This is a genomic window from Agaribacterium haliotis, from assembly GCF_002312815.1.
In the GTDB taxonomy this organism is placed as follows: Bacteria; Pseudomonadota; Gammaproteobacteria; order Pseudomonadales; family Cellvibrionaceae; genus Agaribacterium; species Agaribacterium haliotis.
The window spans coordinates 86,414-100,862 of the sequence record NZ_NKQJ01000010.1 but is presented as its reverse complement, the minus strand read 5'-3'; the positions used below and the strand labels follow the sequence as shown (position 1 = coordinate 100,862).

Here is a 14,449-nt window from a genome sequence, read left to right as displayed (position 1 = left end):
TTGTTGGTGTTTTGTTGTTGATATTTTTTTGTTGATAGGTTGTTGATGTTTTTAAGGCTTTTAAGTTTCAGACTGTTCCTACCGTGTTAATAAAAGTGTCATTTGCTCGACTCTAAATAATCATATTTTTTTAATAAAGCTCTGTAACAATGCGCGGTCGCGTAATTCTGGCAATCTTTTTCCAAGATTGTTTTTCCAAGGTTATTTTCTCAAGCTTGTTTCCTAAGTTTGTATCAACAAGCCCCCGTGTGATTCAACTCACTGAATTGCCGCTGTATCTGTGAGGACAAAATGAATTTTATAAAAATCCTGGCCTTTGTGTCTGTATTTTCAGCGCTCGGCGCCAACGCCGCTGAGTTATCCAATGGTCAGACATTGACAGTCGATGGCGCTACCGCGTCGCGTCAGTATTATTTTGTTGAGCTGCCAGAAGCGGCCAGTAATTTGGAGGTCAGTGTCGCAGGCGGTACAGGTGATGTTGACTTATATACACGCTTTAATGCTGTGCCAAATACCACGACTTACGATTGTCGCCCATTTCAAGCAGACAACAACGAGCGCTGCAGCGTATTAAAGCCTGCGGCCGGAAGGCACCATATTATGCTGCGCGCCTACAAGGCCTTTGACGGCGCTTTGTTATCTGTTTCTTTTAATCGTTCAGGCTCGGCGACGCCGACTCCTAAACCTACATCTATACCTACACCGCTTCCGACAACGCCGCCGGCAACAGATGGCAGCAGCATTGATATTGTGACTTACAATATCGAGTGGCTAGGCAGGCCTTCTACGGCCGGTTACAACGGTACGCGCGAGCAGCAAATCCGCGCTGCGGCAAATGACATTATTGATGGCGGCGGCGATATTTATGCGCTCCAGGAAATTGGCGGCAGCGCTGTTTTAAATGAATTACTTGCAGTGCTCAATAGCATTGATACGCAGAGCCTTTGGGCCGGAGCAGTCAGTCAGCCGTCGGCGTCGCAGAGTTTGGCTTATGTCTACAAGGGTTCAATTATAGCGGCCAGCTTTCAAACCATTTTGACAGATACAAGCAGTAGGGCCTTTGCCGGGCGCTATCCGTATTTGATGACGGCAAGTATTACCGTAGATGGCCACTCAAAGCTTTTAAATTTAATTAACCTGCATCTTAAATGCTGTACCGGCGAAAGTAATGCCGAGCGCCGCGCCGATGCGATGGCAATTTTACTCGATGAGCTCGCAGCAAATTATCGAACCGCCAATATGATCGTTCTCGGTGATTTAAATGTTGCCAGCCACGGCGGCGCCAATGGTGAAATTGCCGATTGGGGCATGTACCTGGACAGAGATGGCGATGCGTTAGCTGACTACAGTCACGCCGCTGGATCTGTAACGGATGAGCCCTATGTGCCGAGCAACCCAGACAGCGATATTGATCACATACTGATTTCCGATGAGCTCAACGCAGCCTGGCATGCGATAAGCGCTTCACTTCGCAATCAGTATTTAAACACCAGCGTATCCGATCACAGCCCGGTTAAAACATCTTTAGATATATCGCTATTTGCGAATGCTCACCCTGCGCCGAGTCCAAATCCGAACCCGAGCTCGAGCCCAACGGCTATGCCTAGCCCAAGCGCTACGCCCGGGCCTCAGCCGTCGTCAAACCCAGATGCGTTAAGTGTGACTGAGGCGCTGGCCCAGCCCAAGGGCAGCGCATTGACTGCAGTCGGCGTTATTGTTGAAGCCTTTAATGATATCTATGCCCTACGTATGCGCGATAAAAATACTGCCGATACCATTATTGTGAAGTTGGAATCCGCCCAGCGCGATAAGTGGAGCCCTAAGTTAAGACCTGAGCTTATCGGTAAAAGCATCGAGGTTGTTGGCAAGCGCGATAGCTATTCAAATCTGCCCAGTATAGAAAGTGTGAGTAGCATTGTTGTTTTGGATTAGAGTTCCCGGAACTCTCATGACAAAGCTTTAGACCCATGTGCTTATCTATAAATTAAAAAACTCACACCGCCACACGCACCGCTAGGTCAGAGCGCATAAGGGCTGAGGAAGCGTTGGAGGCGACCGAAGAGGCCTTGCTCGTCACCTTAGCCGCTGAAGAGTAGCAAGACAGTGAAGGCTAAATCGACTATAGTTGAGGTTCCATGAGAACCTCGGAGAATCGCTATGCCATTAAAAGCTACCTCAGTGAGACTGGATGACGAAACGTTAACTCGTGTTGGCCAGATGGCCGAAGCGATGGACAGACCCCGCGCATGGCTGATGGCGGAAGCCATCAAGCAATATGTGGCTCGTGAAGAATGGTTTATCCACGAAGTGGAGAAGGGCGTGAAAGCTGCTGACGAAGGTCGCTTGATCGACCATGCAGACATCAAGGCCAAGTGGGAGGCCAAGCGTGCAGCTCAAATGGACTGAGCTTGCCGACATCGACCTGGAAAAGATCGAAGCCCATATCACCGAAAATAATAGCCCCACCGTTGCTATCGATGTAGTGATGAACATCATCGATAGCACACACCTCATCCTAGCCGAACACCCGCGTGCCGGACGCCAAGGGCGTGTTAAAAACACACGAGAACTGGTGATCTACGGTTTACCGTTTATCGTGATCTATCGAGAGCATGTGACGGCGAGCTGCATTGAAATATTACGTGTTCTACACGAAGCCCTGCAGTGGCCGACAGCGGATTAAGGGCGCTTGTTTACGGGGGAGATCGATGTTCTTCCTCCGCTTGCCACATAGCTAACAAGCTCGTTCTTCACAGCAAACCAAGATGTGTTGTGGTTGAATAATTTGGCCACTTTGCAAGAGGTGGCGATGGAGTCGTAGTGGTAGAAACTTTGCCAAGCCTATCTATCTTTCACACCCGAAATAAATTTCTGTTTAGCCAAATAAACCAAGGCACTGGCTAATCCGCTAAGGGCGCCCAAAAGGTGGGCGTGGATGGCGCTTGTTCCGTTTTGCAGCAGGGCTTTTGAGCTTGTTGCGCCAAAAATTTGTTCCCAGGTTATTTTTAGCAATAAAAATAGCAGTACCCACGGGGCAAATGTGTTGCGGCGTAAGTTTAACATTGCTGCGCTTGCCAGCAGCGCGTAGAGCAGGCCGGAAAACCCAAGGTAGGCGGTATTGGCTGGCAATACAAATAATAAGCCCAGGCTAAGTAACAAGGCATTGACAACAATGCCAAGGCTCAGCCTTTTATATTTGAGTTGCTCGGGAAACAGGCAAAAAAATGCGATCAGCGAGGCGATATTAATCAACAAATGCTGCCAGTTTGCGTGAACAAAATGGGCGCTGAAAAGCCGCCAAAGCTCGCCGGCTTTAATGGCGCTTATGCTTAGTTCAAGCTGATCTTTTACATCGACAAGTGCAATAAGCAGTAGCAATAAAAATAAGCCTGCACTTAGCGCAATATCCCGCTTGTTTAGTTTCAGTTGGGCCGCAGTGCTTAATGCGCTATCGCCGTTTTTTTTCGCTCTTATATTTAAGTGAAACACGGCGGCCTAGTTCATTTTTATTTTTAGCGGGTGTAGGTGATAGCTGTGGCGTGTTTGGCTGTGATTAAATACCGCAAGCCAAAAAAAGATGCCGTCTTCAATTGGCAGGTCGTATTTTGAATTGCTGCTGAGGCTGCGCTTTATTTCTAAGCTCCAGTAGCCGTCTCGCCAGCTTGCCGCGGCGCTGACGTCGCCGCGGCCTTGTTTAAATGGCCCAAGTGATAACACCGACGGAATTACCGAGCCGAGCGGCAGCGTATCGCTGTCAGCGCTGTAGACCTGGCTGTCTTGCCAGTCCATCCACCACTTGCCCCGGTCACTGCTGTTGTGTCTTAGATCCAGCTTGTCAATATGTTTGACGGCGTTTAGGTTTTTCGGCAACCGGCGCGGCTGCACAATGCCTTCTTTTAGCAGTTTCCAGTTGCTTATATATCCACCGCACTCGGGTTTTAGCTGGTAGTCGCCGGCCTCCCAGCGAACCAAGTGTTCGCAGTCGTCATCGCGCTGGTAACCGCCGGTATAGCGTTTAAATTCAGAGTCCGATGGCAGCGCTGCGCCAAAGTGGTTGTCGTCGGCCTGGCCAAGACTAAAGCCGGTGCGCACGGCCTTCCACTGCCAGACATCGGTTACGCTGCCATCGTCGGTGTAGTGCAGGCCGCGCTGACCTATTGGTCGCGGGTGATGTTTAAGTGGTCGGTGGCCAAGCTTTAAGGTGCCTGCGCCGGCTATTTCATCTGAGCGCGATAACATCACGGCAAATTTATCTTCATAAAAGCCGGTTTCGTCGGCGTTTAACAGGCCCGATTGCATAATGCGCCAGCCTTCTTCGGTTTTGATAAGCGGCGTGTGTTTTAAGCTGCGACTGGCATCTGGCCAGCGAAATAAAAAATAGGCGTGCTTGTGATCGTGCGCAGCTTTTACGCTGACGGTCACCTGGCCATTTTCCAGCGAGCTGCCGCCGACCGTCGTCACATGTACGGCGCGGATGTGTTTCCAGATGCTATCCGAAGCTTCGCCGTCGAGCTGTATGGATTCGCTTGCCCCCTCGCTTGTGAGCCCATCTGGCTTATCGCTTAACGCGTGAATCACAAGTTCTTGCTGTAGCTGTTTGGGGATAAAAATATAAATAAAACTAAGTGCCAGGGCCACAGCGAGTGACGTCGTTGCCAGTACTAATTTGTGATCGCCAAGCTTGGGTGTGAAAATTGAAAATACGGCCGGTATGCCTTTAGCCACTAGGGCAATAAGTGCGTGCACAATAAAAAAGCCAAGCAGGGCCCAGGCAAATAACTGGTGAATCTTGTTCAGTTTTTCATAGTTGCCAGCGTAAACAGAAAAGAACTGTAGGCTACCTGTGATAATGGCACCGCTTAACAAAGCCAGTGCAAGCCAAACACTCAGTTGCAAAAAAATAAACGCCAGTGCTTTGTTGCTATTTGCTGATTTATTTTGCGGTGCGTGGGTGTCATTTGACGCCGCTTTGGTTGGGATAAACAGTCGATAGCGTTTATAGGCAAGTAATATGTATAAATACGCAAAAAACGTCAGGCAGAGCAAGCCTGCAAAGATGCCGTGCCAGAGATAAACACTGCCCTGGGGAATAATATAGGTCCAGATGCCCAGTGCGCCAATGGGTGCTTTCACGGTTAAGATGCGCAGGCCTGTCAGCAAAGCGCCGAGTACCGCAATGATTAAGCTGTAGTGAATAAAAGAAATAATTAAAGCTAACGGGCGGGGCGATGTCACGGGGTGTCTCTGTTTACAAAAAAATGCTGTTGAATTAAATAAAAAAGCCCCGGCACAAAGCCGCAACGTTGTTCACTTAAGTACAAGCTTGCCGGAACGAAGCTGATGCGGGCTTTCTTGGGATGCCGTAAACCCGTCCATGGGGGCTTCGCCGCCGCATCCTTGCGGCAGAGACCCAATCAAACCCGCTTCAGCTTCGCTCCTACCATCTCGTTATATGATTAAGTGAATAGTGGTGCGACACAAAGCCGGGGCTTGTCGTTAGGCGCGTTGCGCCAGGTTTCGTTTTTAGCTCAGTTTACCAATAAAGCGCCGGCCGAGGCCGAGCAGGGCTGCAAACAGAATAAAGGTGTAGTTAAACGAGCCGAGCCAATCATTGTCGTCATCGTCGTCTTTATCTGAATCACTGTCGTTGCCAGAGTCACCGTCTTTATCGGAGTCATCATCGTTGCCCGAGTCGCCGTCTTTATCGGAGTCATCGTCATTGCCCGAATCGCCGTCTTTATCGGAGTCATCGTCATTACCCGAATCGCCGTCTTTGTCGGAGTCATCGTCATTACCCGAATCACCGTCTTTATCCGAATCATCGTCAGTGCCGCTCAGTGTTGCATCGAGCCAGACTAAGCGGTGATCGGAGCTTTGTACACCGGGGCCTACCAGGTCGTAGTTGACGTCGGACGATGCCGGCCAATAAACCGCTGTCTGCTCGACCTGAATGCCGTAGACCGATGGAATAACGTAGTCGGCGCGCATCGCCCAGTCGGCTGTGTGCATAGGCGCAAACTCATTGTCCGGTGAGTTTTCTTGTCCGCCGGCGCTTGTCGGCTCAACACTGCCGTTGATGTAGTCACTGGCAAAGAGCTTGGCGATCGGGTCTTTACTGGCGTCGCCTTCGTCTGTTGATGCATTTAAGTCGCCCATAATAACAAAGCGCTTATCGGCACCGAGACCACCTTTAGTGCCCTTGTCGTCGTAGATATAGTCGCTGCTGTTCGGATCGACATAGTCGCGCCAGAAGACTATTTCGTCGTGGTTGCGAAGGCCGTTGCGATCTTCGTCGCCGTCAAACACGGGCGGCGTCGGGTGGCTAGCCAGCACGTGTAGGATCTGGCCGTTGACATCAATCGGCACATCCCAGTGGCTCTTAGACGAGAGGCGGAATACGGCCAGTTCTTCGTCGCTATACCACTCTTGCATAGTCTCTGGGTCAAAGGGCAGCTCAGCGCTTGGCATATCTTTCCAGAGGAAGTGCTGGAAGCTGCGTACCTCGTCGCTGACGATGGGGTAGCGCGACAGCAGGGCCATGGCGTACTGGCCCGGGAATTCACCAAAACCATAGGCATCGCCGCCGCCGCTGCCCGCTTTGCCGTTGTTGTCGAAGTCAAATTCCGAGACGATGCCGGTGTTTGACTCCGCTAGGTAGACATACTCATAAACAATGCCTTCGAGGCCTTCTTGCTGGGCAACTTCTAAGTAGTTGCTCTTGAGTGCCTGCACGGCAGAGCCGTCGGCGACGTAGTCAAACTCGTTGATAAGCAGCACATCCGGGCGCACGCGCTGAATAATCTCGGCAACTTTTTTGATTTGCTCGTCGTCGCCACTTTGGGCATCGGCCAGGATTTGGCCTTCGCTTGCGCGGTTCAAATACGCGTTAAAGCTTGCAACACGCACATCACCTAGCTGTTCAGGCACCACTTCTTCGGTAGATTGCACAACCTTGATCAGGTCTTTGCGCTCAAACTCAAACTGCTTGCCGGCGGCGTCGCTGACTGTCAGTTTGACTGAATAGGTGCCGGCGCTGTTGTAGCTGTGCAGCGGGGCGGCCTCGCTGGAGCTGTTGCCATCGCCAAAGTCCCAGCTGTAGCTGTAGGGCTGTTCACCACCGCTGACACTGGCGCTGAAACTAACCTGTTCAATCGTGGTGTAATCGCTCTTGCCGGCAGAGAAGCTCGCCGCGAGGCCGAGTTCACCGTAGCTGCTGATGTATTGGAAATTGTCGACACCGAGGATGCGGCCCTCGCCACTGCCAGTACCTGTCGTGGTGTAGTGGAAGGCGATGTAGGCTTTGCCGGTAAACGGCGCAACACTTAGCTCGTAGCTGTTCCAGGCGTCGTCGCTGGCAGCGGACATATCAAAGTCCAGCGTCGTCCAGCTAACGCCTTCCGCGCTCGGGTCGCCTTTGCCGGAGTAGTTATTCGAGATCTTAACTTCCAGTGCCGGGCCGCCGTACTTGGTGTAGATATCAAAGCGAATCAGGCCGTTGTGCCAGTTTAAAATCTGCAGCTCAGGTGAGATCAGCCAGTCATCGCTGGCCTCGTCGGCGTTGTAGCCATTGGCCGCTGCGCCACGTTCGTCGGCGAGCGTCGCCACCGCCCAATTGGCATCGCTGGCTTTGGAGAACGCGCTGAACTGGCCGAGCGAGTCAAGCGCGTCAAAGTTCTCTTCAACAATTTCAGTTTCCTGAACGACGTTGTCGAGGTTGCGCAAAATTTCGATATTAGCAAGGCCCATGCTGGCGCCGTCGCCGGGCCCGGTGCCCGTTGTGCTGTATACAAAAGCAAGGTGCTGCTTGCCGCTCAAGCCCGCGAGGCTGACAGGGCCGACCGCTTGCCAGGCATCGTGCAGGGCTGGCATGTGCACGTCGATTTCGCTCCAGCTGGCACTTTCGGGTTCGGCGCCGTCTTTGTAGTCACTGGAAACCATTATTTTGAGCGCTGGGCCGCTGTATTTCTGGTAGTAGTCAAATTTCAGGCTGGCCATGTCGTCGTCAGCGAGCTCGACGGCGGGCATAATCAGCCAGTCTTCACTTGCGCCGTCGGCGCCAAAACCGTTGATAAAGACACCGGCAATGTCGAGCTTGTTGCCGCCCTCCCAGTTGGCGTCGCTTTTGACACTGGCGTTGGTCCAGCTAGTTGGCACACCGTTGGCCAGTTCACTGCCTTCAATAACGGCGCCTTTGTAGATGCCGCGAAGGCCGATGTTGTCGACTTGCCAAATACGGCCGTCGCCACCTGCGCTGCCGTTTGAAAGGTAGTGGAAAGCAAAGTGCACGTGTTCGGCGTCGATGCCGGACAAATCGATTTCGGAGGCTTCAAAGCTGTAGTTGCCCGACGACGGTTCGTTCCAGCAGAACTTGTCGCTGGCATCTTTACACTCGGGGATGCTGATCCAGGTGGCTGAGCCTGGATCGCCGCTGCCACGGTAGTTAGCGCTGTACTTCAGTTCCAAAAGCGGGCCGCCGTAGTTAAAGGCGCTGTCGAAGTGCAGCGAGGCGTTGTCGTAATAGCCGATAGGCAGGGCGGGGCTGATCAACCAGTCGTCGCTGGCTTCGTCGGCGCCGTAGCCGTTGTTGTAAGCGTAAAAGTTGTCGTTGTAGTCACGCACTTCCCAGTCGGCGTTGCTGCTGGCGCTAAAGCTTGTGAAGTCGCCAAATTCAGCCAGGCTGAAGTCCTGGAAATACACCAGTGGCGTGGCGTTGGCCAGGGTTGCACTTTCAACTTCGTTACTGCTGGTGGTAAAACCCGAGGCGTTAAACGGGCGAATGCGATAGCTGTAGCGCTGGCCTTCAGCGAGCTTGCTGTCGATATAGCTGCCTGTGTTGGCGTCGATGCGCCAGGTCAGAATCTGCCAATCGCCACCGGGGCTCTTGCGCTCGAGCTGGTAGGCCACTTCGTTAAAGTCTTCGCTGTCGTTCCAGCTCAGTTCAATTTCTGAAATGGAAAGCGGCTTGGCTTCAAGTGTGGTGCTCGATTCAGCTGCCGGCGTGTCTACATTGGAAACCACCGCGGTCAGGTCTAAATCAAAGCTCAGGTCGGAGCTCGAAGCGTCAGCCTGGTGAACTTCAACCGCGACGAGGTTCTCGCCATCTTTTAGCAGCTCTGGCTGGATAAAGTACTCGTAGTACGTCGACTCGGCATCGCCGCCAATGCCGTTGGCGGCAAAGCTCGCGCTGCTGATTTCGCCAGCTGGCATATTCGAGCGCAGCGCTTCGCGGCCGTTGATATAGAGCACCGCGCCGTCGTCGCGCAGCAGGCGCGCGGTTAATTTAATAACTTTGCTGGCATCGTCGAGCTCAAAGCTCTGGCGGAAGTAGGTGGTGGTGAATTTATTGTTTTCATCGTCGCCAAAGGCGAGCACGGTTTTCTCATCGCCGTCGCCGTAGCCAAGTTGCGCGGCGCCGATTTTCCACGCCGAGGCGTCAAAATCCGCGCTGTTCCAGAGCTTAGGCGAGCTGCCGTCATCGAGGTAGGACCAGCTTGAACCTGAGCCGATCAATTGCAGGTTGTCGATATCGGCACCGGCAAAACCGCTGGCAGGCAGGCTGATCACTTCACCCGAAAGCGGCTGCCACAGTGGCAGGCCTTTGGGCAGGGCAAAGGCGTTGGCCTCTTGCTCGGCCTCGCTCAGGGCGCTAATGCTGTCGGTGTCGAGCATAAGGCCGGCGACTTGCTCGGCTTCGGAGCCGAAGCGCACAGTGCGAATATCAAGCTGTTCTTCGGAGGCGTGCACCAGCTTAAACTGCCAGAACGAGGCGCTGTCCATGGTCCAGGGTTTGTCGTCGTCGGTTGGCCGGGTCGGCGCGCCCCAACTGCCTTCACCGATCAGCATGGTGCCATTGGCATCGTCGCGCTTAAAGCTCTCGTAGCTGCCGGCTTCATCGCTGTAAACCACAGGGAAGGTGTATTTAGACAGGTGGGTGTCGGATTCGATAATTAAGTCAAAACCCGCGTCGCTAAAGGTCTTAGCCCAGGCGTCGATGCGGCCGAGGCCCTCGGTTTTACCGCTGGTGTGCGGGCGCATTGGGCGGTGGTAGTTGCCGATCAACCAAGTCGCTTCGGACGCATTGGCGTCTTCGGCAAATTGCTCGTTTTGCGCTTTCCAGATGCTGTCGTCTTGTTTGCTGTAGGCGCCGTAACCGACACCCGGTTCGGTTTCGGTGTTTAAGGTGAAGATTTCCATCATGTCACCGCCGACGCTGAGCTTGTAATAAGCCGTTTCGGGAATGCCAAAGATGAGGCTGAGCATGTCGACAACGTCGTTTTCGTGGTTGCCGTGCGTGGCGACGATGGGGAAGATGCGGCCGTCTTCGCTCTCACTTAGCTGCCAATCCTCAAGCCAGCGCTGCCACTGGTCGTGTGTGCCGTCGTCGGTAAAGTCGCCGTTAAATAACACAAACAACGGGCGGATTTTAGCGACCAGCTGGTTGCCTAAGCGGCGCGGCTCAGAGTTGGTGCGCGAATCACCACCGGCGACAAAACTAAACTTTTCGGCGCTATCCGGCGCGGTTTTAAACCAGCGTGTATCGCTGCAGCCTTCGCTATCGCAAATTTGAAAATAATAGGCTGTGTCTGGGCTCAGGCCTTTTAGCATGGCAAGCTCAGTATCCAGGCTGACGTCGTCATCCGGATGTTGCATGCTGGTTGTTTTATCAACAGCGTGATTTGTCCAATCGCTTTTATCGGCGCTGCGACCGTATTCAATACGGGCATCACTGCCGGATATCTGGCGCCAGCCTATGGTAGCTGTTGTCGACGGATCATCCGTCCACGCCAGGCGTACCAGATCGCTCGCTGCATAACTCTGCGCTGCCATAGCAGACAGCAAAGCGATGCTTGTTATACGTTTAAACACAATTGTTCTCCCCGGTTAACGTATTTGTTAAATGCAAAAATCACGCGATTCTGAGAGGGGCAGATGACGTTAGTGTGACAGTGCTGTGAAATTATTTTGTTTTAATGCAGACGTTCACACACTTGCCGCGAGGCCTTGAATACTGGAGTATTCACAGGTTTTGTTAAGCTTGTGTTTATTTTGAGCGATTTGTTTTTTTAATGCTCTGTAGCCCGTAAATATCTTTAGGCTGTTTTATGCAGGCGCCGAATATGCCAGGGGCTAATAAGCTAAGCGCTAATGCAGGCCCCTGAATCTAGGTCGGCAGATTGAAAGTGGCGCTGATCGACGCCAAAACGATCAGTCGATTGATGAAACGCGTTCAGGTATATTTGGTTACAGCGAAACATTTTATAAGCGCAAGAGAGGCACTCTCTTTAAACGCTGAGCAGAGTTCTGTCGCCTTTGAGCAGTCAGCAGCTATCGCTGCTTAAGTTAGCTGTCTACTTGTTGTGGGGAGCATCAATTGGAGAATATCACCATTGGATAAAAATATTGATAAAGCGATCTCTTTAATCCACGCATCAAAAAAATGGATGTCGTTTATTGTTCTTGTGCTCATGACAATAATTGTTGCTATCGCCATTGTAGAACTAGGCATTCTTCTTTTTTTGGATATATTTGACCCCACTGACGATGTGATTTTTCTTGAAATAGATGAGTTATTCAAGATCTTCGGTTTCTTCTTTATTATTCTTATTGGTTTTGAGTTGGTTGAAACTGTGGAGATGTATTTTAAAGATAATGTTATTCATGCTGAGGTGGTGTTGCTTGTTGCGGTTATAGCTGTCTCTCGTAAGGTGATTTTACTTGATTTAGAAAAGTACGACCCCTTAGCAATAATTGGTTTAGGTGTCATTATTGTCGCTTTAGGTGGTTGCTATTATCTTATAAAAATGAGTTACAGAATGAAAAATGTATAACAGCCTAAAGGCCATTATTAGCTAAAGGTTTTTGTGAAAACTCTTAATCTAAGGTTTTTAGCGCAAAGGCCTTGGCGGGGTTATCACTTACTAACAACTGAATTTCCCGCGGGCTAAAACCTGCGTTTTTAAGCGCGGGAATCAGCTTAGTGAATAAGCTTGTATAGGGTTTAATGCTTTGCGGGTGTTTTAGTTTGGCTTTTTGCGGGTCGTACCAGCCGGCGTCGTGAGCAATCAGCACACGGTTGAGTATGCCGGCTTGTTTGGCAAACAGAAGTTTTTCAATATGGCCGTTAAGATCCCAGGCCAGGCCGTCGAGGCTGATCCAAACACCTTGTTTGGCGGCTTTTATATATTCGTTGTTGTTCTTTTCCATATAGGCGTGAGCCCAGATAAAAGCCTTGGCTTCGACCTTAGTCTTTTTGAGTATTTCAAGCTGGGGCCACAGTGCGCTGGCAGGGCCCGTGTGCGAGACTATGCTCAGCCCGGTTTGTTGGTGACAAAGTGCCGCGGCTTCAACCAGCTTTTGCTGCAGCGTATTTAAGTTTTTATTTGGTAGGGGTGCATCGACACCTATTTTGATAAAGCCGGGTTTGACTGAACTGCCGTCGATGCCATTTTTAAATTCATCTATCCAGAGCTCGGCCAGGGCTTGGGCACTTTTATTGTGCAGGTCTTTGGGGATAAAACGATTATTCTGTACCCCGTACAGGCCGGTATTGGTGAGTACGTTAAGGCCAGTTTTCCGCTGAATCTCTTGTAACAATGCTGCATTTCTGCCGAGATACTTGGGGGTGGCGTCAACAAAAAAACTTACCTTGTAATCGCTAAGAGGCAAGAGAAAAGGCAGCAAGCTGGCAACGACCGGCTGCAGACTTTTATAGGGTTTGTTTGCCAGTTCTGCCTCGTTAGAGCTCAGGCCCTTGGGGCCGCGAAAATCGACCAGCAGGTGCTCATGGCTGAGCCAAATTTGCCCCGGTTGGCTAATGACACGCTCGCTAATGGTTTGGATGTTTGTCTGAGCGAGTAGCGGGGCGCCGACAATAGGGCTCAGCAGCCAAAACAAGCTCGCTGCAAGAAAGCTGCGCTGGCGCCTTTGAGTTTTCGCCTGTGGGCTTAAGCTCGCTAGTTTCAACCTTCGCAAGGTCGAGCTTGCTCTGATCAAGGCTGGTTCTATTAAGGCCAGTTGTATTAAAGCTAGTCGCATCAAGACTGGTTGTATGAAGGCTAGTTGCATAAAGGTTGGCTGCATCGGGCCGCTCAATGTTTGCTTATTATTAATTGTGTATGCATAAGGTTTTGGCTTTCAATCTAACGATTCTGTGAGTGTTTTTCCAGGGTTTTTCTGTCGGCGTGCGACAAGCGGCGCAAGGCCATTGCGCGGTAGCTGCGCGGCGCATGCTATATAGCTGGCAGGCTTAATCGTGTTAAAAGCGTTCTGCTCGCTTAAGGCGCGTGGTCGGCTCGCTGGCCTAAGTAGGCTATACTGCCCGGCTTTTGTAAGTTTTGCTGTTTGCTGCTATTTGCCCGGGCGCGCCCTTAAGTGTTTTTTCTGTTTTTAAGCGTGCTTTTACGTGCTGCTTCGACAGTACTGCCTGTGCGGCAAGTCAGGTTAAAAAGCAAACAGCAAAAACAATACGCAAAGTGATAAGAGTTGGATGAATACCATGCAGGGCCACCTACGTAAGCTCGTTACATCGTTAAACACCGAAAACGAGGCGATTTACCAGCTGCCGCTTGGCGACCAGTTGCTTGAGTTAAACAGCTTAATTGGCCAAAGAATACGGCTTTGTTACACCGGTAAAATCAATTGCTTAAATTGTGGCAAGGCGACAAAAAAGAGTTATGCCCAGGGGCACTGTTACGTGTGCATGCAGAAACTCGCCAGCTGCGATATGTGTGTGATGAAACCCGAGACCTGCCATTTTGCCCAGGGCACTTGCCGTGAGCCCAGCTGGGCTGAGCAAAACTGTTTTGTGCCGCACTATGTGTATCTGGCCAATACCTCGGGTTTGAAAGTCGGCATCACCCGGCACACTCAGCTACCGACACGCTGGATCGATCAGGGGGCAACACAAGCGCTGCCAATTTTTAAGGTCTCATCGCGCCATATATCCGGTTTGGTTGAAGTGGCGCTGGCAAAATTTGTTGCCGATAAAACTCACTGGCAGGCAATGCTGAAAGGCAACCACGACAGTATTGATTTAAAGGAGCGTGCGGCCGAACTGATTGCTGAGGTTGAAGCGGCGTTGGCTGATATTATTGACAAACACGGCGAGCAGGCGATAGAGCGCGTAGACTGCCCCGTGCAGACCATTCACTACCCGGTGACGGAATTTCCTAAAAAAATTAAATCGTATAACCTAGATAAAGTAGCTGAAATCGATGACGTTCTGATCGGCATTAAAGGCCAGTATCTAATCTTTGAAAACGGTGTGATTAATATCCGCAAGTACAGCGCGTATGAACTTAGTGTTGTTGCCTAAATCCTGGGGTGCTACTTAAATATTTAGGGCTAGACTATTCAGTGCAAGAATAGTCAGTGCAAGAATAGTCAGTGCAAGAAGGTTCAGGGAAGGCTAGCCCTGTAGCCCGTGCGAGTCCGGCACTTGCAGCTTTTT

General features: G+C 51.2%; 9 protein-coding genes. 5 read left to right on the top strand and 4 right to left on the bottom strand.

Annotated elements, in window-relative coordinates:
- The first annotated feature begins 291 nt into the window (after window positions 1–291).
- From CFK45_RS12730 to CFK45_RS12720, 3 genes are all read left to right on the top strand, one after another.
- Window positions 292–1,932 (top strand): pre-peptidase C-terminal domain-containing protein, encoded by a 1,641-nt coding sequence (locus CFK45_RS12730; RefSeq protein WP_096086826.1) that lies wholly within the window; start codon window positions 292–294, stop codon window positions 1,930–1,932.
- Between the two features lie 225 nt (window positions 1,933–2,157).
- Window positions 2,158–2,406 carry a CopG family ribbon-helix-helix protein gene (locus CFK45_RS12725; RefSeq protein WP_096086825.1) on the top strand — a complete coding sequence of 83 codons (249 nt, stop codon included), beginning with the start codon at window positions 2,158–2,160 and terminating at the stop codon, window positions 2,404–2,406.
- A complete protein-coding gene (locus CFK45_RS12720) occupies window positions 2,387–2,683 on the top strand; it encodes a type II toxin-antitoxin system RelE/ParE family toxin (protein WP_096086824.1) in 297 nt (98 codons plus the stop codon). Before CFK45_RS12725 ends, CFK45_RS12720 begins: the two co-directional genes overlap by 20 nt.
- Window positions 2,684–2,841: 158 nt before the next feature.
- On the opposite strand, the gene rrtA is transcribed toward CFK45_RS12720, so the two are convergent.
- The 3 genes from rrtA to CFK45_RS12705 all read right to left on the bottom strand — a co-directional run bounded on the left by rrtA (window position 2,842) and on the right by CFK45_RS12705 (window position 10,866).
- Complete coding sequence (gene rrtA, locus CFK45_RS12715) at window positions 2,842–3,489, bottom strand: rhombosortase (protein ID WP_096086823.1); 648 nt, start codon at window positions 3,487–3,489, stop codon at window positions 2,842–2,844.
- Window positions 3,490–3,495: 6 nt separating this feature from the next.
- On the bottom strand, window positions 3,496–5,235 hold the full coding sequence (locus CFK45_RS12710) for an ethylbenzene dehydrogenase-related protein (RefSeq protein WP_158224692.1): 1,740 nt from the start codon (window positions 5,233–5,235) through the stop codon (window positions 3,496–3,498).
- A 288-nt stretch (window positions 5,236–5,523) separates the two neighbouring features.
- Window positions 5,524–10,866 (bottom strand): choice-of-anchor J domain-containing protein, encoded by a 5,343-nt coding sequence (locus CFK45_RS12705; RefSeq protein WP_143247580.1) that lies wholly within the window; start codon window positions 10,864–10,866, stop codon window positions 5,524–5,526.
- Between the two features lie 521 nt (window positions 10,867–11,387).
- On the opposite strand from CFK45_RS12705, the gene CFK45_RS12700 reads away from it, so the two are divergent.
- A complete protein-coding gene (locus CFK45_RS12700; protein ID WP_096086820.1) occupies window positions 11,388–11,828 on the top strand; it encodes a phosphate-starvation-inducible PsiE family protein in 441 nt (146 codons plus the stop codon).
- Window positions 11,829–11,871: 43 nt separating this feature from the next.
- On the opposite strand, the gene CFK45_RS12695 is transcribed toward CFK45_RS12700, so the two are convergent.
- A complete protein-coding gene (locus CFK45_RS12695) occupies window positions 11,872–12,993 on the bottom strand; it encodes a phosphotriesterase family protein (protein WP_204378475.1) in 1,122 nt (373 codons plus the stop codon).
- Between the two features lie 493 nt (window positions 12,994–13,486).
- Here CFK45_RS12695 and CFK45_RS12690 point away from each other — a divergent pair, with 493 nt between their 5' ends.
- Window positions 13,487–14,314, top strand: a complete 828-nt coding sequence (locus tag CFK45_RS12690) for a DUF2797 domain-containing protein (RefSeq protein ID WP_204378474.1) — start codon at window positions 13,487–13,489, stop codon at window positions 14,312–14,314.
- Window positions 14,315–14,449 lie beyond the last annotated feature (135 nt).

Coding starts and splice junctions, on each gene's coding strand:
- CFK45_RS12730 (WP_096086826.1), top strand. CDS start 292: ATGAATTTTATAAAAATCCTGGCCTTTGTGTCTGTATTTTCAGCGCTC.
- CFK45_RS12690 (WP_204378474.1), top strand. CDS start 13,487: ATGAATACCATGCAGGGCCACCTACGTAAGCTCGTTACATCGTTAAAC.
- CFK45_RS12725 (WP_096086825.1), top strand. CDS start 2,158: ATGCCATTAAAAGCTACCTCAGTGAGACTGGATGACGAAACGTTAACT.